The sequence below is a fragment of the Massilia eurypsychrophila genome (genome assembly GCF_002760655.1).
Taxonomy (GTDB): Bacteria; Pseudomonadota; Gammaproteobacteria; order Burkholderiales; family Burkholderiaceae_D; genus JAFCUW01.
Map to the genome: position 1 here is coordinate 71,507 of NZ_PDOC01000009.1, position 18,717 is coordinate 90,223.

Below are 18,717 nucleotides of genomic sequence, written 5' to 3' on the forward strand. Positions count from 1 at the left end.
TGTTCCCTGCGGGTTGTGTTGTTTTTTGAGCGCCTATTTCTGGCAATTGACGCAATAAAACGTCGAGCGCTGCCCCTGGACGATGCGGCGGACCGGGGCGCCACAGTTGCGGCACGGCACTCCTTCACGATCATAGACGAAATACGTCTGTTGGAAATAGCCGGATCGACCATTGACCGCAATAAAATCGCGCAAGGTGCTGCCGCCCTGGACGATCGCTTCGGCGAGGATTTCGCGGATGGCGACGGCCAGCTTGTCATAGCGGCCACGCGAGATGCGCCCGGCCGCCGTTTTCGGATTGATGCCGGCCCTGAACAGGCTTTCGCAGGCGTAGATATTGCCAACTCCAACCACCACGTCGCCGGCCAGCAGGAACTGCTTGACCGGCGCGCTGCGCTTGCGGCTGGCGCGAAACAGCAGTCCGCCCGAAAAGCCGTCTTCCAGCGGCTCGACGCCGAGGCCGCGCAGCAGCAGGTGCGAGTCGAGTTCGCCGTCGTCGTTCGGATGCCACAGCACCGCCCCGAAGCGGCGCGGATCGTGCAGGCGCAGCACCTGCTGGCCGGCGCCGCTGCCGACCACCAGGTCGAAATGGTCGTGCTTTTTCAGCTCGGTGCCCGGCGGCAGCACGCGCAGGTGGCCCGACATGCCGAGGTGGATGATCAGGGTGCCGTGGGCGAAATGGATCAGCAGGTACTTGCCGCGCCGGCCCACCGACAGGATGCGCTGGCCGGCCAGCAGTGTCGGCAAGGCCGGCGGGAACGGCCAGCGCAGGCCGTCGCGGCGCAGCAGCACGCTGTCGACCAGCCGGCCTTCGAGATGGGGGGCGACGCCGAGGCGCGTGACTTCGACTTCGGGCAGTTCGGGCATATCAGTTTCGCAATTTTCTGGACATTACGAACGCCGGCACGCACGCGGCGCAAGGGTTGGGCGTAGAATCTGAAATCATTCGTGTCATCCTGGAATTGCCTTGAAAAACGCTTTCGCCATTGTAACCTTCGCCGGCTTGTTGGCCGCGTGCGCGCCGCCGGCGCTGGCCCAGGCGCCGCTCGACGCCCCGGCCGCCGGCGACAAGCTGCCCAACGTCGCCCTGACCAAAGAGCTGCTGTACGTGCTGATGAGGTCGGAGATCGAATTTCGGGCAGGCAACTGGCAAGCGCCTTACATGACCTTGATGGCGGCGGCGCAGCAAACGCGCGATCCGCGCCTGGCCCAGCGCGCCGGCGAAATGGCGCAGGCGGCGCGCCAGCCTGAGCAGGCGCTGGCGGCAATTCGCCTGTGGCGTGAACTGGCGCCCGATTCCGAACCGGCGGCCCAGTACCACCTCGCCTTCATGATCCTGTCGGGCGACCTGGCCGAAGCCGAGCCGATCCTGCGCAAGCGGCTGGCCGACGCGGCGCCGGCCGAGCGCGGCGTGGCGCTGTTCCAGGCGCAGCAGTTGCTGGTGCGCGCCACCGACAAGGCCGCCGGCGTGGCGATGCTCGAACGGCTGGCCGCGCCCTACGCCGGCACGCTCGAAGCGCACGTGGTGCTGGCGCAGTCGGCGCAGGCGCGCGGCGCCACCGAACTGGCACTCAAGGAAGCGCGCGCGGCGCTGGCGCTCAAGCCCGATTCCGAACTGGCCGTGCTCACGCTCGCCCAGGTCACCGAGAACGATGCGGCAATGGCCGCACTGCTGGCGCAGTTCCTCGCCGCCAACCCGAAGGCGAGCGAAGTGCGCGCCGCTCACGCCCGCCTGCTGATCAACCGCAAGCAGTTCGACCTGGCGCGCAAGGAATTCCAGTTGCTGCTGAAAGACCAGCCGGACGACCTGAACACGCTGTACGCGCTCGGCATCCTGTCGCTGCAGCTGAACGACCAGGCCGGCGGCGAAAAATATTTCCTCCGCTTCGCAGATTTGCTGGCCGCCAGCCCCGACAACGAGCGCGACGGCTCGAAAGTGTATGTGCTGCTGTCGCAGCTGGCCGAAGAACGCGGCGACCTGAAGGGCGCGATGCGCTGGCTGGAAAAGGTCGGCGACGGCGAGCGCGGGGCCTGGTTCAACGCCCAGCTCAAGCGCGCCCAGCTGATCGGCAAGCAAGGCGACACCGCCGGCGCGCGCCAGCTGCTGGCCGGCGTCGACGCGGCGCAGCCGTCCGAGCAGGCGCAGCTGGTGCTGGCCGAAGGGCAGATACTGCGCGACGCCGGCCAGCAGGAACAGGCCTACGCGCTGATGCAGGAGGGCGTCGCCAGGTTCCCCGCCAATCCCGACCTGCTGTACGATTTTGCCTTGCTGGCCGAGAAAACCGGCCGCGTCGACGTGATGGAAAAGACCTTGCGCGAAGTGATGGTGCAGGCGCCCGACAACCACCATGCCTACAACGCGCTGGGCTACTCGCTGGCCGAGCGCAACATCCGCCTGCCCGAAGCGCTGGCGCTGATCGACAAGGCGCTGAAGATGGCGCCGGGCGACCCGTTCATCATGGACAGCATGGGCTGGGTGCACTACCGCCTCGGCAATCTCGACGAGGCCGAAAAGCTGCTGCGCGCCGCCTACGCCTTGCGCAGCGACCCCGAGATCGCCGTGCACCTGGGTGAAGTGCTGTGGCACAAGGGCAAAAAGCCCGATGCACTGAAACTGTGGCGCGAAGCGCGCGCCAAGGATCCGAAGAACGACACCCTCAAGAACACGCTGGCGCGCCTGCAGCAGCGCCTGTAAAAAAGAGACGACATGCCTTCAATAAAACTGTTTGCCGCGGCCCTGTCCGCCGCACTGCTGGCCGCTTGCGCCAGCGTCCCCACCGCCACCCGCACGACGCCGGCCCAGCAGCAGGGCAGCGCCTACCGCGACGCCTTTGACGCCGCCGGCAAGCTGTCGGTCAAGTACCGCAAGGACGGCAATCCGGAGTCGCTCACCGGCAGCTTCAACTGGTCGCAAAAGCCTGGCCGCATCGACGTCACCTTGTCCTCGCCGATGGCCACCATCGCCACCATCAGCATCACGCCGCAGTCGGCCACCCTGGTGCAGTCCGACAAGGTGCCGCGCGTGGCCAAGGACATCGACACGCTGACGGCGCAAACGCTCGGCTGGTCGCTGCCGGTATCGGGCCTGCGCGACTGGCTGCAGGGCTACGCCACCGGCGCCGACGGCAAGCGCTTCGTCGCCACGCCGGCCAACAACACCGTCACCACCAACGACGGCTGGCGCCTGCGCTTCGTGTCGTGGCAGGACGACAAGGCGGCGCGCCCGCAGCCCAAGCGCATCGACGCCGAACGCATCGCCGCCGCCAGCGCCGACGAACTGGCGATCCGCATCTTCATCGATCCGCAAGGCTAAGCGGTGCCGCCCCGTTCGCTACACGATTGCCCGGCGCCGGCCAAGCTCAATCTGTTCTTGCACGTCAACGGCCGCCGTGACGACGGCTACCACCTGCTGCAGACGGTGTTCCAGCTGGTCGACCATGGCGACACGCTGCACTTCGATGTGCGCGACGACGGCCAGGTGCGCCGCACCACCGACCTGCCCGGCGTGCCGGCCGAACACGACCTGGTGGTGCGCGCGCTGCGCCTGCTGCAGGCAGAGTTCGCGCGCCGCCACGGCCGGCCGGCGCCTGGCCTCGACGTCGCCATCGACAAGCGCTTGCCGATGGGCGGCGGCCTGGGCGGCGGCTCGTCCGACGCGGCCACCGCCTTGATGGCCGCCAACCACCTGTGGCAGGCCGGTTTGAACCGCGACGAGCTGATGGCGCTGGGCCTGCCGCTGGGCGCCGACATCCCGTTTTTCATCTTCGGCCAGAACGCCTTTGCCGAGGGCGTCGGCGAGCGCCTGCAGCCGGTCGACACGGCCGATTGCTGGTACGTGGTGATCGAGCCGGGTGTCGCGGTGCCGACCGCGGCGATTTTTTGCGCCAGGGATTTGACACGCGACACGAAACCCGTCAGAATAGCGGACTTTTCCAGGCACCTGATGAGTCAGCAAGATCAATTGGGGTTTGGCAAAAACGACTTGCAGGCAGTAGCGACGCAGTTGTTCCCGCCGGTAGCAGAAGCGGTTGAATGGCTCGGCAGTTACGGCCACGCCAGGATGACCGGCTCGGGATCGTGCGTGTTTAGCGCCTTTGCCGATGAAGCCGGTGCTACAGCGGTGCTTGCCGTGGTGCCCGGCAAATGGGTGGCGTGGAAGGCGAAATCGCTGGTGCGCCATCCGATGCACGGGCGGTTGCAAGTTGATGGAGTTATAGAATAGAATTTGGCTTGGCGTTAAGTTTGACTGTAAAATACGTTAAATGTAACGGCAAGTAGTCAGTTGCGTAGGGGAATCGCCAAGCTGGTTAAGGCACTGGATTTTGATTCCAGCATACCAAGGTTCGAATCCTTGTTCCCCTGCCATTCGTTTTACTGCCTGTCGATGCGATTTTCAGCGTCCAGCCGGTGAACTCGATGGACTCGCTCTCGCGGGTCATCTTTAGCATAGCGTCAGTTACGACTGGCGTCTTTCAAGAATCAACGCTTCTCTTTGGGACTCCCATGGCTTACGAAAACCTGATGGTTTTTACCGGCAACGCTAACCCGGCGCTGGCAGAAGGAGTCGCAAAAAATCTCGGCATCCCGCTTGGCAAGGCAAACGTTTCGAAGTTTTCGGACGGCGAAGTGATGGTCGAAATTAACGAAAACGTCCGCGGTAAAGACGTCTTCGTGCTGCAGTCGACCTGCAACCCGACCAATGACAACCTGATGGAACTGATCCTGATGGTCGACGCCCTGAAACGCGCTTCGGCCGGCCGCATCACCGCCGCCATCCCGTATTTCGGTTATGCCCGCCAGGACCGCCGTCCGCGTTCGGCGCGCGTGGCCATCTCGGCCAAGGTCGTCGCCAACATGCTCGAAGAAGCCGGCGTCGAGCGCGTCCTGATCATGGACCTGCACGCCGACCAGATCCAGGGCTTCTTCGATATCCCGGTCGACAATATTTACGCGTCGCCGATCCTGCTGGGCGACCTGCAGAAAAAGAATTACGACGACCTGCTGGTGGTCTCGCCCGACGTCGGCGGCGTGGTGCGCGCCCGCGCGCTGGCCAAGCGCCTCGGTTGCGACCTGGCCATCATCGACAAGCGCCGCCCGAAGGCGAACGTGTCGGAAGTGATGAACATCATCGGTGAAGTCGAAGGCCGCAACTGCGTCATCATGGACGACATGGTCGACACCGCCGGCACCCTGACCAAGGCGGCCGAAGTGTTGAAAGAGCGCGGCGCCAAGAAAGTTGTCGCGTACTGTACCCACCCGGTGCTGTCGGGCCCGGCGATCGAGCGCATTGCCGCCTCGCCGCTTGACGAGCTGGTCGTTACCGACACCATTCCACTGTCGGCCGCGGCCCTCAGCTGCAGCAAGATTCGCCAACTGACGTGCGCGCCGCTGCTGGCCGAGACGTTCAAGCGCATCAGCAAGGGCGACTCGGTGATGTCGCTGTTTATCGATTAAATAGCAGCGCGCTGTTTCACGCTGCGTCCCGCGGCGCACTGGCAAACCAGCCGGTGCGCCGTTGGCGTTTTCAGAATTTGCAGTTTTAACCTTTTTCTCGGGTGCGTTTGTTGCACCCGATTCGGAAGACCCCTGGTCGCGGGGGCCTTCACACCGCGGGGCAATCAAGCCTCGCACTTTTTGGAGCAACACATGAAAGTTATCGCATTCAATCGCACTTTGCAGGGGTCCGGAGCGAGCCGCCGCCTGCGCACTTCCGGCCAGACGCCTGGCATCATCTACGGTGGCACCGAAGCCCCGGTCATGATCTCGCTGGACGGCAACGCGCTGTACCACGCGCTGAAAAAAGAAGCGTTCCACGGTTCGGTCCTCGACCTCGAAATCGACGGTGCCACCCAGGCTGTCATGCTGCGCGACTTCCAGATGCACGCGTACAAGCAGCTGGTCATGCACGCTGACTTCCAGCGCGTCGATGCCAAGAGCAAAGTCCACACCAAGGTCACGCTGCACTTCGTCAACGCCGACGTCTCGCCAGCTGTCAAGCTGCACGGCGCCATCGTTTCGCACGTGCTGGCCGAGCTGGAAATCACCTGCCTGCCAGGCGACCTGCCTGAGTTCATCGAAGTCGACTTGGCCAACATCGACGTCGGCCATTCGATCCACGTTGCTGACCTGACCATGCCTAAGGGCGTGACCGCGATCACCCACGGTTCGAACCTGACCGTCGCTACCGCTGCCGTGCCGGCTGGCCACGTTGCCGCCGACGCGCTCGAGAGCGCTGCTGCTGCAGCTGCTTCGGAAGCCGACGCAGCCGCCAAGGGCGCTGCCAAGCCAAAGAAGTAATTCTTTAGCTTACGCTGCAAAAAAACCCGCCGGCTCGCGCCTGGCGGGTTTTTTTCTGTCCAATTTCCCGGATAATCACGTTTTCCTTCGGCTCGCTCATTATGTCCATACGCCTCATCGTCGGCCTCGGCAATCCCGGCCCCGAATACGAACAGACCCGCCACAACGCCGGCTTCTGGCTGGTCGACAACCTTGCCAACAGCCTGCCTGGCTGCCGCCTGCAGCGCGAAGCGCGCTTCAACGGCATGGTCGCCAAGACCATGGTCGGCGGCAACGAGCTATGGCTGCTCGAGCCGCTGACGTTCATGAACCGCTCCGGCCTGTCGGTTGGCCAGCTGGCGCGTTTTTACAAGATCGAGCCAAGTGAAGTGCTGGTCGTCCACGACGAGCTGGACCTGGCGCCCGGCATCGTCAAGATGAAGAAGGGTGGCGGCGCGGGCGGCCACAACGGCATCAAGGACATCACTGCCGCGCTCGGCACGCAGGATTACTGGCGGCTGCGGCTCGGCATTGGCCATCCGCGCAGCCTCAACTCCCAGCAGCAGGTGGCCGACTACGTGCTGCACCGGCCGCGCAAGGAAGAGCAGGTCTTGATTGAGGAATCGATCGAAAAGAGCCTGCGCGTGCTGCCGCTGCTATTTGAGGGGAAGTTCGACACGGCGACAATGCAGCTGCACACCGCCTGAAACACCCCTTCTTCCACCGAGGTCTCCACCGGGGTCAGTGCCGGCAATCGTACACGAGCTCAGGGTCTCCACCGGGGTCAGTGCCGGCAATCGTCCACGAGCTCAGCACTTCCACCGGGGTCAGTGCCGGCAATCGTACACGAGCTCAGCACTAGTGGATCAATTGCGGCCGAGGCCGTGTTCCATTGCCGGCACTGACCCCGCGGTGGAGGTAGGGCAATGGCTGACATATGCGCAGCCTTCCTGCGATAATTCGGCGATGAGTTCTCTTAGTTACCACGCTGGGCCGATTGCCATGGAGCGATTGCGCTCGCACGGCTTGCGCGCGGCCGACATTGGCGTCATCCCAGCCGCCGCCGGCGGACCGAAAGGCTTGATCTTCCAGGCGCTTGACCAATACCTGTTCGGCGACTGGCTCGCCGCCGCGCCGCGCCAGCGCACGCTGATTGGATCGTCGATCGGCGCGTGGCGCATGGCCGCCGCCTGCCAGGCTGATCCGGTTGAAGCGTTCGCCCGGCTAGGCAAGCTCTATTGTGCCCAGCGTTACACTGCCAAGCCGTCACAGCAAGAAATCGACGGCGTCTGCCGGCAATTGCTGAGCGACTTCGTCATCGGCCACGAAAACGACATACTGAATCATCCTCACCATCGCCTGAATCTGCTGGCGGTGCGCGGCCTCGGCACACTCGCCGCGCCGCAAGGCCGCGGCGCCGAGATGCGCGGTTTTGCCGCCGCCGCGCTGCGCAACCTGGCGTCGCGCGAACGGCTCGCCGGCATGATGGAACGGGTCGTCGTCGGCGACGAGCGCGACAACTCGGCCTGGCTGCGCGAACGCTTCGACGGCTTTACGACCCACTTCGCGCCGCTGTCAACAGGCAACCTGGCCAGCGCCTTGCTGGCGTCGGGCAGCTTGCCGTTGGTGATGCAGCCGGTGCGCTCCCTGGCCGGCGCCCCGCCGGGTCACTACTGGGACGGCGGCATCATCGACTACCACCTGGCGCTGCCGTACTCGCGCAAGGAAGGCCAGCTGGTGCTCTATCCGCATTTCAGCGAGCATGTCGTGCCCGGCTGGCTCGACAAGGCGATGCCATGGCGGCGCGCCGCCCGCGGGCCCCACCGCAGCTGGCTCGACAACGTCATCATTGTCGCGCCCACCAAGCAGTTCCTGCGCAGCCTGCCGCGCGGCAAGCTGCCTGACCGCAAGGATTTCACGTACTACGGCCTCGACCATGACGAGCGCATCCGCAACTGGCGCCAGGCAATCGGCGAAGGGCAGCGCCTGCGCGACGAATTCGCCGAGTTCGCCGAGCGGCCGGACCTGACGCAAATCCAGCCGATCTGACCCGCCTGCAGGGCGGGGCCACTGTGGTCATTTTTGCGGCAGATAGCGCCATCCAAGGGTACAATGATGGGTTTTGGGGAATGCCGCGCCTGCGCGCCCCTCGTCCACCGAATTAGAAAGTTTTCCCATGAGTCTCCAATGCGGCATCGTCGGCCTGCCTAACGTCGGCAAGTCCACCCTTTTCAATGCGCTGACCAAGGCCGGCATCCCGGCCGAGAACTATCCGTTTTGCACCATCGAGCCGAACGTCGGCGTCGTCGAAGTGCCGGATCCGCGCATGGACGCGCTGGCCGCAATCGTCAAGCCTGAGCGCATGGTCAATGCCATCGTCGAGTTTGTCGACATCGCCGGCCTGGTGGCGGGCGCCTCGAAGGGCGAGGGCCTGGGCAACCAGTTCCTGTCGCATATCCGCGAGACCGACGCCATCGTCAACGTGGTGCGCTGCTTCGAAGACGACAACGTGATCCACGTCGCCGGCAAGATCAGCCCGCTCGACGACATCGAAGTGATCCAGACCGAGCTGGCGCTGGCCGATATGGCCGCCGTCGAAAAGGCGATCCACCGCGAGAACAAGAAAGCGCGCTCCGGCGACAAGGATGCCGCCAAGCTGGTCGCGCTGTGCGAACGCCTGATGCCGCACCTGGACCAGGGTAAACCGGTACGCACGATGGGCCTCGACGCCGACGACATGGCGCTGATCAAGACGCTGTGCCTGATCACCGCCAAGCCGGCGATGTTCGTCGCCAACGTCTCCGACACGGGCTTTACCAACAACCCGCTGCTCGACCAGCTGACCGCGTATGCCAAGGCGCAGAACGCGCCGATCGTTGCCATCTGCGCCTCGATCGAGTCCGAAATCGCCGACCTCGACGACGAAGACAAGGGCGCCTTCCTGAGCGACATGGGCATGCAGGAGCCGGGCCTCGACCGCCTGATCCGCGCCGCCTACGAGCTGCTCGGCCTGCAGACCTACTTCACCGCCGGCGTGAAGGAAGTGCGCGCCTGGACCATCCACGTCGGCGACACCGCCCCGCAGGCGGCCGGCGTCATCCACACCGACTTCGAACGCGGCTTCATCCGTGCGCAGACCATCGCCTACGACGACTTCATCGCCTACAAGGGCGAAGCCGGCGCCAAGGAAGCGGGCAAGATGCGCGCCGAGGGCAAGGAATACGTCGTCAAGGACGGCGACGTGCTCAACTTCCTGTTCAACGTCTAACTGCTGAACCGGCTTACCGCGCATTAAGGCGGGCAACAAGAACCCCATGCATCTTCGTGATGATGGGGTTTTTTTAAAAGAAAAAGATCCATGACGATATCGACGAAGCTCGTGCTGGCATTGCTGATTGCAACGGCCGGCGCCGCCCAGGCCAAGGACGGCGCCATCAACTGCGACAACTGCGCGGCCTGGAACAAACCGGTCAAGCCGTTCAACGTAGTTGCCAACACCTGGTATGTCGGCGTCGACGGCCTGTCCGTGGTGCTGATCACCGGTCCCGAGGGGCATATCCTGGTCGACGGCGCGCTGCCGCAGTCGGCCAAGATGATCGAGGCCAGCATCAAGGAGCTGGGCTTTTCGATCAAGGACGTCAAGCTGATCGTCAACTCGCACGCGCACTGGGACCATGCCGGCGCCATCGCCGCACTGCAGCGTGCCAGCGGCGCCGTCGTTGCGGCCAGCGCATCGAGTGCGCTGGGGCTGCAAAGCGGCGCCAACGTCGTCGACGATCCGCAGTACCAACGCGCGTCGACGACCCGTGCGCCCAAGGTACGCAAGGTGCGGGTGGTGGGCGGCGGCGAAGTGCTCAAGGTCGGCCCGCTGGCCATCACGGCGCACCTGACACCGGGCCACACGCCGGGCGCCACCAGCTGGTCCTGGAACTCGTGCGACGCTCAGCGCTGCGTCGACGTGGTGTATGCCGACAGCCTGAACCCGGTGTCGAGCGATGATTTCTACTTCATCGGCAAGGGTGGCAAGACGCCCGATATTTCCGCCTCTTTCGCTGGCAGCATCGCCAAGGTGGCCGCGCTCAAGTGCGACGTCGTGCTGAGCGCGCCCCCGAGCTTTTCCGACACCTTCGCCAAGGCCGCCGGCCGTACGGCCGAGCGCAATCCCTTCGTCGCGCCAGGCGGCTGCAAGGCTTATGCGGCCGACGCCGCCAAGCGACTCGACGAGCGGCTCAAGCGCGAACGCAGCGCCGCCGGCGTGTAGCATCGACTCCGAGACCGCATGGCTACCCTGACCGACATCATCTTTTACCCCGTCAAATCCTGCGCCGGCATCGCCGTCGTGCAAGCGCTGCTGACGGAGGCCGGCCTCGAAGTCGACGGCATCGCCGACCGCGAATGGATGCTGGTGACAAGCGACGGCCAGTTCCTCACGCAGCGCGAACATCCGCGCATGGCGCTGGTGACGCCGCGCGTGCAAGGCAGCGTGCTGCAACTGAGCGCGCCAGGGCAGGCGCCGTTCTGCATCGACATCGACCAGGCCCGCAGCGGCGTGGGCATGGCCGTGCGCATCTGGGACGACCATGTGCTGGCCGACGATTGCGGCGACCTTGCCGCCGCCTGGTTCGCCCAGGCGATCGGCGCGCCGTGCCGGCTGGTACGCTTTCCCGCCGGCGCGCGGCGCCTGACCAGCACGCGCTGGACCGGCGGCGTCGCCGCGCCGACCCGCTTTGCCGACGGCTATCCGGTGCTGGTGATCGGCGCCGCCTCGCTGGCCGACCTCAACGAGAAGCTGGTCGCCGCCGGCCGCGCGGCGCTGCCGATGGACCGCTTCCGTCCGAACCTGGTCATTGACGGGCTTGACCCGTTCGAGGAAGACTACGTCGACACTTTCGGGCTCGGCGCCGTGCGCCTGAAGGCGGTCAAACCGTGCCCGCGCTGCCCGATCCCGTCGGTCGACCAAGCCACCGGCGTGCCGGGCGCCGATCCGCTCGACATCCTGCAGGCCTACCGGCGCAAGCCCCAGCTCGACGGCGCAGTCTGCTTCGGCATGAACTGCATCGTTATCGCCGGCGCCGGCCAGCGCCTGTATGTCGGGCAGCAGGTTGACGCCGAGCTGGCATTTTGACAAGATAGCGGGGGAAAGCCCGCATCCTTTTCGTTTTCAAGTTTGGTAAGATGGCGTAAGGTGCAGGTTGCCGCAGGAAAACCTGCCATGAAACTGACGGAGTCAGGAAAATTCTATGTACGAGCAGGGCGCCTCGCCGCGCGAATTGCAATCCGATAACGACGCCCTCCGCGCGCGCATGGCATACCTGATGGAGCAGGCCGAGCGCAACCACACTATCATGTGCCGGCACCAGGCGTTCGACCTCGAGATTGTCGGCGCCGGCAGCTTTCCCGAGCTGATCGGCACGATCTTCCGCTCGCTGCCGGTCATTTCCGACCTCGACATCGTCACCCTGTGCCTGGTCGATCCCGAGCAGGACATCCACACCGTGATGGACAAGCTTGGCGTCGACTTCAGCGCCTTCCCGCAGCTGGTGTTCGTCGGCCACGACAGCGTGCTCGGCTTTGTGCCGTCGCGCAGTTTGCTGCTGACGGCGCCGTCCAAGCCGCTGCTGGGGCCGTACGTGCCGACGGTGCACCAGGCCATGTTCCCGCAGCCGCCGGCCGGCCTGCAAAGCGTCGCGCTGGTGCCGCTGATCCGCAACAAGCGCATCATCGGCAGCCTCAACCTTGGCAGCCTCGACCCGACCCGCTTCACGCCCGCGCTGGGCACCGATTTCATCGAGCACATGGCGTCGATCATTGCGATCTGCCTGGAAAACGTCATCAGCAACGAGATGCTCAAGTACATCGGCTTGACCGATTCGTTGACCGGCGTCTACAACCGCCGCTACATCGACCGTCGCCTGCTGGAAGAAATCGGCCGCGCGCGGCGCCAGGCCTACCGCATTTCCTGCCTGTACATCGACCTCGACCACTTCAAGGCCGTCAACGACACCTTCGGGCATCCCGGCGGCGACGAAGTGCTGCGCGAAGTGGCGGCGCGCATCAAGGCCGAGTTGCGCCTGTCGGACGCGCTGGGCCGCTTTGGCGGCGAAGAATTCGTCGTGCTGCTGATCGACGCCGACCTCGAAAGCGCCACGATCGTTGCGCAGCGCATCCGCGCCAGCATTGCCGACGCGCCATTCCATTTATCGACTGGCGACCAGTTGCCGATCTCCGTATCGATCGGCGTTGCCACGCTCGACGATTTCGAGCGCGACCACGCGATCGAAGGCGTGGCGCAGCAGCTGGTGGCCAAGGCCGACAGCGCGCTCTACCAGGCCAAGGAAAACGGCCGCAACCAGGTCGTGACCTCCTCCGACTGACCTTCCAAAACCGGGATCAGACCCGTTTTTTTCGCATCTTGCAGTGTGCGTTTCGCTGTGCGAAAAATTGGGGTCAGACCCGTTTTTTAGATGGCCGGACTGCACTTTCATGTTCCAATAACACTGAAAGTGCAGGTGGCGCCCTTTTAACCCATGGTCAAAAGCGCCTTTTTCCGTGAAAAATCGGGGTCTGACCCCAATTTTTTTCAGCAACCAGGCCGTCACCTCCGACTAGTCTCCCGAAAAGGGCCGGACCCCAATTTTTCGCATCTTGCAGCGCGTGTTTCGCGATGCAGAAAATCGGGGTCAGACCCGTTTTTTAGACGGCCTAAGTCACTTTTACATCGTGACAATACTGGAAGAGCTGGTTGGCGCGCCTTTATTCCACGGTCGGAGGCGCCTTTTGGCGTGAAAAATCGGGGTCTGACCCCATTTTTTTCAACTTTTTTGAGTGGTGCCTCCCCGGCGTTGGAATTATTGCAGCAGGCGGCCTTCGGCGCGCGTGACGGCGTCGCCGGAGCCGCGCAGCACCACCACGTCGCCCGCGGCCAGCACCGTGTGCGGCGTTACTTCGAGGCGCTCCTTGCCGCGCCGGATCATCGTCACTTCGGCGCCTACCTCGTCGAGCTCGAGCTGCTCGACGCGCCGGCCGACCGAGCCGGCGTCGTCGCGCAGGATCACCGAATGGAGCCGCACGTACAGGTGCTCGGGATCGTCGGCCGCGTCGCTGGCGCCATGGAAGTAGCCGCGCAGCGATGCATAGCGCTCGTCGCGCGCGCTCTGCACGCGGTGCACCACGCGCCGCAGCGGCACCCCCACCATCACCAGCGCGTGCGAAGCGAGCATCAGGCTGCCCTCGAGCGCTTCGGGCACCACCTCGGCCGCGCCAGCCTTTTTCAGCAGATCGAGGTCGGTGTCGTCATGGCTGCGCACGATCACCGGCAACGTCGGCGCCATCTCGTGCACCAGCATTAGCACCTTCAGCGCCGACTGTGTGTCGGCATACGTGATCACCATCGCGCTGGCGCGGTAGATGCCGGCGGCGACCAGGCTCTCGCGCCGCGCCGCGTCGCCGTACGCGACGTTCGCGCCGGCCGCCTGCGCCTCGTGCACGCGCTCCGGATCGAGGTCGAGCGCCTGGTAGGCAATCTTCTCTTCACTGAGCAGCGTCGCCAGGCTTTGCCCGCTGCGCCCGAATCCAGCCACGATCACGTGTTTTTGCATCGCCATCGTGCGGCTGGCGATCTGCGTCAGCTGCAGCGACTGCATCATCCATTCGTTGGTGGCGATCTTCATCACGATCTGGTCCGACTTGGCGATGATGAACGGCGCCACCAGCATCGACAGCACCATCGACGCGAGCACCAGCTGGATGATGAACGGGTCCATCAGCTGGGCGCCGGCGGTCAGGTTCAGCAGCACGAAGCCGAATTCGCCCGCCTGCGCCAGCGCCAGGCCGGTGCGCATGGCGACGCCGTCGGAGGCGCCGAACAGCTTGGCCAGCAGCGCGATCAGCGCGAACTTGAGCAGCACGGGACCTGCCAGCAGAATCAGCACGATCCACCAGTTGTCCATCACCAGCCGAATATTGAGCAGCATGCCGACGGTGATGAAGAAGAGCCCTAGCAGCACGTCGCGAAACGGCTTGATGTCCTCTTCCACCTGGTGCTTGTACTGGGTCTCGGAAATGAGCATGCCGGCGACGAACGCGCCCAGCGCCATCGACAGCCCGGCCTTTTCAGTGATCCACGCCGCGCCCAGCGTGATCAGCAGCAGGTTGAGCATGAACAGCTCCTGCGAGCGGCGCTTGACGACCAGGGTGAACCACTTGCGCATCAGCTTCTGGCCGAGGAACAGCAGCAGCACCAGCACGATCACCGCCTTCACCGCGGCCCAGCCCAGCGTGACGGCCAGCTCCTCGGGATTTTTGCCGAGCGCGGGGATGAGGATCAGCAGCGGCACCACCGCCAGATCCTGGAACAGCAAGATGCCGATGATCTTGCGCCCGTGCGGACTTTCCAGTTCGAGCCGCTCGGTCAGCATCTTCGACACGATCGCCGTCGACGACATCGCCAGCGCGCCGCCCAGCGCGAACGCGGCCTGCCAACTGATTTGCACCGACGGCGGCAGCACGTAGCGGATCGCCCAGCCGAACGCCATCGTGGCGACGATGGTCAGCACCACCTGCGCCATCCCGAGCCCGAACACGATGCGCCGCATCGCCATCAGATGCGACAGCGAAAACTCCAGGCCGATCGAAAACATCAGGAACACGACGCCGAATTCGGCCAGCGCATGGGTGGTGGCGTCGTTCTCGGCCATCCCCATCGCGTGCGGCCCGATCAGGATGCCGACGGCCAGGTAGCCCAGCATCGGCGGCAGGTGCAGCATGCGGAAGGCCACTACGCCGAGCACGGCGCAGCCCAGCAACAGCAATGTGAGCTCTAGTCCTGAAACCATGCGCCGTCGCCTGCGATGGTAGGGAAAATGTGTTTAACTGTGTCTGGCAAGTTTTTTGCTTTCCCAATTCGTTTATACTTCCGATACGAGTGTAACCCATGAAAAAACAATGCTGAAAGCTTTTGACGAAAACCTGATCCGGCGCTCCATGCTGCTCGCCCGCGAGACGCTCGAAATCGAAGCCGATGCGATCCGCGCTGTCCACCAGCGCCTGGCCACCGACGACAGCGTCGGCCACGCCGTCGCGCTGCTGCTCGCATGCAGCGGCCGCGTGGTGGTGTCGGGCATCGGCAAGTCGGGCCACATCGCGCGCAAGATCGCCGCCACGCTGGCCTCGACCGGCACGCCGGCCATGTTCGTCCACCCGGCCGAAGCGGCCCACGGCGACCTTGGCATGGTCACCCCGCAAGACGCCTTCATCGCCATCTCTAACTCTGGCGAGACGGCCGAACTGATGTCGATCCTGCCGATCGTCAAGCGCATGGGCGCGCCGCTGATCGCCATGACGGGCAAACCGGGATCGAGCCTGGCGCTGCTGGCCGACGTCCACCTCGACGTCTCGGTTGCCAAGGAAGCCTGTCCAATGAACCTGGCGCCGACCGCCAGCACCACCGTCACGCTGGCGCTGGGCGACGCGCTGGCCGTCGCGCTGCTCGACGCGCGCGGCTTCAAGGAAGAAGACTTCGCCCGCTCGCATCCGGGCGGCGCGCTTGGCCGCCGCCTGCTGACCCACGTGTACGACGTCATGCGCAGCGGCGACGCCGTGCCGGCGGTGGGCGCCGACGCCACCTTGCCGGCGGCACTGCTCGAGATCACCCAGAAGGGCATGGGCATGACCGCCATCGTCGACGCCGAAGGACGCCCGGTCGGCGTGTTCACCGACGGCGATTTGCGCCGCATGATCGAGCGCGTCCAGGATTTCACCAAGGTCGTCATCCGCGACGTCATGCATGCCAACCCGCGCCGCATCCACCCGGAGCAGTTGGCGGTCGACGCGGTCGCCATCATGGAAGAATTTCGCATCAACCAGATGCTGGTGGTCGACGCCGACGACAAGCTGGTCGGCGCGCTGCACATCCACGACCTGACGCGCGCGAAGGTGATCTGATGGACACCGCACTGAACCCGCAACCGGACCACCTGCGCCGCGCCGCCGCCATCAGGATCCTGATCCTCGACGTCGACGGCGTGCTCACCGACGGCAGCCTGACCTACGGCGCCGACGGCGAAGTGACCAAGACCTTCAATGTGCTCGACGGCCTGGGCATCGAGCTGCTGCAGAAAACCGGCGTGGCCGTGGCCATCATCAGCGCGCGCAAGTCGCCCGTGGTGGTGCGCCGCGCGGCCGACCTGAAGATCATGCACGTCTACCAGGGCACGCACGACAAGCGCATCGCGTTCGCCGCGCTGCTCGAATCTACCGGCGCCAGCGCCGAACAGTGCGGCTACATCGGCGACGACGTCATCGACCTGCCGCTGCTGCGCCAGGTCGGCTTCGCCGTGACGGTGCCGACCGGGCACCCGGAAGTGCAGCACCGCGCCCATTACGTCACCCGCGCCGGCGGCGGGCGCGGCGCCGTGCGCGAAGTGTGCGACATGGTGATGCGCGCGCAGGGCAACTACGATATGGCGCTGGCGCCGTATTTCGCCTGATCGATGAGCAGCATGCACAAGCGCACCGCACACCGCTGGCGACTGAGCTCCCTGCTGATCGGCGGCGTGGTGCTGGCGCTGGGCTCCTTCTGGCTGGTGCAGGTAATCACCCGCAACGAGCTGGTGACGCCGGGCGAGGGCCTCAAGACCGAGCCTGACTACATCGTCGACAAGTTCAGTTTCGTGCGCATGACGCCGGGCGGCAAGCCGGCCTACATCATCGCCGGCGAAAAGCTGACCCACCGCCCGAGCGACGATTCGCTGCATGTGGATATGCCGGTGGTGCGCAACATGGGCTCGAAGCAGCCGCCGATGACGATGACGGCGAAAGAGGCGCACATCGACCAGACCAACAACATAGTCGACCTGGTCGGCGACGTCGATATCCGGCGCCCGCCGCAAGGCGCCTCGCAGGCACTGCACCTGCAAACGTCCGCGCTGACCGTGTTCCCCGATGAAGAGCGGATGCAGACGAAGCAGCCGTTTCAGATGGTAGTGGGCGCCAGCACGGTGTCGGGCGTCGGCATGAAGGCCAATAACGCCACCGGCCAGGTCGATGTGCAGAGCCAGTCGCAAATGATTGTTCAGCCGCGCGCACGTTGAGCGCGGCCGATTCGGAAGATAAATTGGAGCAAAGATGAAAATAATAATGGTGGGTGTTGCTTGCTTGCTGGCGTGTGGAGCTAGCCTGGCCGAACGTGCCGATTCGCTCAAGCCGATCAAGATCAACGCCGAGTCGAGTGTGGTGAACACCGTGACCCAGGGCGGCACCGCTGAGGGCAATGTGGTGCTGACGCGCGGCACCTTGATCATGAAAGCGGAAAAGCTGACCGCGATTGTGGACCCGCAGGGATATCAGTTCGTGACGCTGCTGGCCGCGCCCGGCGGCCTTGCCACTTTTCGCCAGAAGAAGGACGGCGGCCCTGACTTGTGGATCGAAGGCGAAGCCGAGCGCATCGAATACGACGACAAGACCGACGTGGTCAAGCTGAAGGGCCGTGCCAAGGTGCGCAACCTTGAAGGCACGCGCGTGACCGGCGGCGCCGAAGGCGCGTTCCTGTCGTACGACAGCCGCAAGGAAGTGGTCACCGCCACCAATACCGCCACCGGCGAGAGCAAGACCGGTGGCGGCCGCGTCGAGTGGATCATCGACTCCCGCAGGTCGCCCGCACCGGCGGCTCCGGCCGCGGGAAAGCAATAATGGAGACCAGCTGCGGCAGTACCCTGATCGTACGCGGCCTGCAAAAGAGCTACGGCAAGCGCCTGGTGGTGCGCGACGTCTCGCTGCAGGTCGAGTGCGGCGAAGTGGTCGGACTGCTCGGGCCCAACGGCGCCGGCAAGACGACGTCGTTCTACATGATCGTCGGCCTGGTGCCGTCGGACGCCGGCTCGATCGACATCAGCGGCGTCGACATCTCGAGCATGCCGATTCACCGCCGCGCGTCGCTCGGCCTGTCGTACCTGCCGCAGGAAGCGTCGGTGTTTCGCAAGCTGACGGTGGAAGACAATATCCGCGCCGTGCTCGAACTGCAGAAGGTCGACGGCAAGGCGCTGACCAAGGCCCAGATCAACGAGCGCCTCGACACCTTGCTGGCTGACCTGCAGATCGAGAAGCTGCGCGAGAATCAGGCGCTGTCGCTGTCGGGCGGCGAGCGGCGCCGCGTCGAGATCGCGCGCGCACTGGCGACCAATCCACGCTTCGTGCTGCTCGACGAGCCGTTCGCCGGCGTCGACCCGATCGCGGTGATCGAGATCCAGCGCATCGTGCGCTTCCTGAAGGAGCGCGGCATCGGCGTGCTGATCACCGACCACAACGTACGCGAGACGCTCGGCATCTGCGACCGCGCCTACATCATCAACCAGGGCGCGGTGCTTGCGTCCGGCCGCCCCGACGACATCATCGCAGACGAATCGGTTCGGCGCGTCTACCTCGGTGAACACTTCCGGATGTAGC

18 protein-coding genes and 1 tRNA gene are annotated in these 18,717 nt (G+C 64.7%); 17 read left to right on the top strand and 2 right to left on the bottom strand.

Annotated elements, in window-relative coordinates; all coding sequences use genetic code 11:
• Positions 1-33 precede the first annotated feature (33 nt).
• Positions 34-867: a bifunctional DNA-formamidopyrimidine glycosylase/DNA-(apurinic or apyrimidinic site) lyase gene (mutM, locus tag CR105_RS15495; RefSeq protein WP_099789701.1), complete on the bottom strand. Its 834-nt coding sequence runs from the start codon at positions 865-867 to the stop codon at positions 34-36.
• Positions 868-967: 100 nt separating this feature from the next.
• On the opposite strand from mutM, the gene CR105_RS15500 reads away from it, so the two are divergent.
• From CR105_RS15500 to CR105_RS15555, 12 genes are all read left to right on the top strand, one after another.
• Positions 968-2,695: a tetratricopeptide repeat protein gene (locus CR105_RS15500; protein ID WP_099789704.1), complete on the top strand. Its 1,728-nt coding sequence runs from the start codon at positions 968-970 to the stop codon at positions 2,693-2,695.
• A 12-nt stretch (positions 2,696-2,707) separates the two neighbouring features.
• Entirely contained in the window at positions 2,708-3,313 is a 606-nt protein-coding gene (locus tag CR105_RS15505; RefSeq protein WP_099789705.1) for an outer membrane lipoprotein LolB, read from the top strand.
• A 3-nt stretch (positions 3,314-3,316) separates the two neighbouring features.
• On the top strand, positions 3,317-4,222 hold the full coding sequence (ispE, locus tag CR105_RS15510) for a 4-(cytidine 5'-diphospho)-2-C-methyl-D-erythritol kinase (RefSeq protein WP_099789707.1): 906 nt from the start codon (positions 3,317-3,319) through the stop codon (positions 4,220-4,222).
• A 66-nt stretch (positions 4,223-4,288) separates the two neighbouring features.
• Positions 4,289-4,365, top strand: a tRNA-Gln gene (locus CR105_RS15515).
• Between the two features lie 138 nt (positions 4,366-4,503).
• The gene (locus tag CR105_RS15520) at positions 4,504-5,454 is read left to right on the top strand and encodes a ribose-phosphate pyrophosphokinase (RefSeq protein WP_099789710.1); all 951 of its coding nucleotides are present in this window, start codon (positions 4,504-4,506) and stop codon (positions 5,452-5,454) included.
• A gap of 192 nt (positions 5,455-5,646) precedes the next feature.
• Positions 5,647-6,297 (top strand): 50S ribosomal protein L25/general stress protein Ctc, encoded by a 651-nt coding sequence (locus tag CR105_RS15525; RefSeq protein WP_099789713.1) that lies wholly within the window; start codon positions 5,647-5,649, stop codon positions 6,295-6,297.
• Between the two features lie 101 nt (positions 6,298-6,398).
• Entirely contained in the window at positions 6,399-6,983 is a 585-nt protein-coding gene (gene pth, locus CR105_RS15530) for an aminoacyl-tRNA hydrolase (protein WP_099789716.1), read from the top strand.
• Positions 6,984-7,278: 295 nt separating this feature from the next.
• Positions 7,279-8,325 carry a patatin-like phospholipase family protein gene (locus CR105_RS15535; protein WP_229413956.1) on the top strand — a complete coding sequence of 349 codons (1,047 nt, stop codon included), beginning with the start codon at positions 7,279-7,281 and terminating at the stop codon, positions 8,323-8,325.
• Positions 8,326-8,452: 127 nt separating this feature from the next.
• On the top strand, positions 8,453-9,544 hold the full coding sequence (ychF, locus tag CR105_RS15540) for a redox-regulated ATPase YchF (protein WP_099789722.1): 1,092 nt from the start codon (positions 8,453-8,455) through the stop codon (positions 9,542-9,544).
• 90 nt (positions 9,545-9,634) lie between these two features.
• Entirely contained in the window at positions 9,635-10,537 is a 903-nt protein-coding gene (gene bla / locus CR105_RS15545) for a subclass B3 metallo-beta-lactamase (RefSeq protein ID WP_099789725.1), read from the top strand.
• A gap of 18 nt (positions 10,538-10,555) precedes the next feature.
• The gene (locus CR105_RS15550) at positions 10,556-11,401 is read left to right on the top strand and encodes an MOSC domain-containing protein (RefSeq protein WP_099789728.1); all 846 of its coding nucleotides are present in this window, start codon (positions 10,556-10,558) and stop codon (positions 11,399-11,401) included.
• Positions 11,402-11,516: 115 nt separating this feature from the next.
• The gene (locus CR105_RS15555; RefSeq protein WP_099789731.1) at positions 11,517-12,650 is read left to right on the top strand and encodes a GGDEF domain-containing protein; all 1,134 of its coding nucleotides are present in this window, start codon (positions 11,517-11,519) and stop codon (positions 12,648-12,650) included.
• Positions 12,651-13,124: 474 nt separating this feature from the next.
• Here the strand turns inward: CR105_RS15555 and CR105_RS15560 are convergent, their stop codons facing one another.
• Positions 13,125-15,110, bottom strand: a complete 1,986-nt coding sequence (locus CR105_RS15560; protein ID WP_099789734.1) for a monovalent cation:proton antiporter family protein — start codon at positions 15,108-15,110, stop codon at positions 13,125-13,127.
• A gap of 109 nt (positions 15,111-15,219) precedes the next feature.
• Here CR105_RS15560 and CR105_RS15565 point away from each other — a divergent pair, with 109 nt between their 5' ends.
• Genes CR105_RS15565 through lptB form a run of 5 tightly spaced genes read left to right on the top strand, consistent with a single transcriptional unit; the run spans position 15,220 to position 18,716 of the window.
• Positions 15,220-16,218: a KpsF/GutQ family sugar-phosphate isomerase gene (locus CR105_RS15565; RefSeq protein WP_099789737.1), complete on the top strand. Its 999-nt coding sequence runs from the start codon at positions 15,220-15,222 to the stop codon at positions 16,216-16,218.
• Positions 16,218-16,763: a KdsC family phosphatase gene (locus CR105_RS15570; protein ID WP_099789740.1), complete on the top strand. Its 546-nt coding sequence runs from the start codon at positions 16,218-16,220 to the stop codon at positions 16,761-16,763. Before CR105_RS15565 ends, CR105_RS15570 begins: the two co-directional genes overlap by 1 nt.
• Positions 16,764-16,775: 12 nt before the next feature.
• Positions 16,776-17,366, top strand: a complete 591-nt coding sequence (gene lptC / locus CR105_RS15575) for an LPS export ABC transporter periplasmic protein LptC (RefSeq protein ID WP_099789928.1) — start codon at positions 16,776-16,778, stop codon at positions 17,364-17,366.
• 34 nt (positions 17,367-17,400) lie between these two features.
• Positions 17,401-17,964 (top strand): lipopolysaccharide transport periplasmic protein LptA, encoded by a 564-nt coding sequence (lptA, locus tag CR105_RS15580; RefSeq protein ID WP_099789743.1) that lies wholly within the window; start codon positions 17,401-17,403, stop codon positions 17,962-17,964.
• Complete coding sequence (lptB, locus tag CR105_RS15585) at positions 17,964-18,716, top strand: LPS export ABC transporter ATP-binding protein (protein ID WP_099789746.1); 753 nt, start codon at positions 17,964-17,966, stop codon at positions 18,714-18,716. Before lptA ends, lptB begins: the two co-directional genes overlap by 1 nt.
• The last annotated feature ends 1 nt before the right edge of the window (position 18,717 follow it).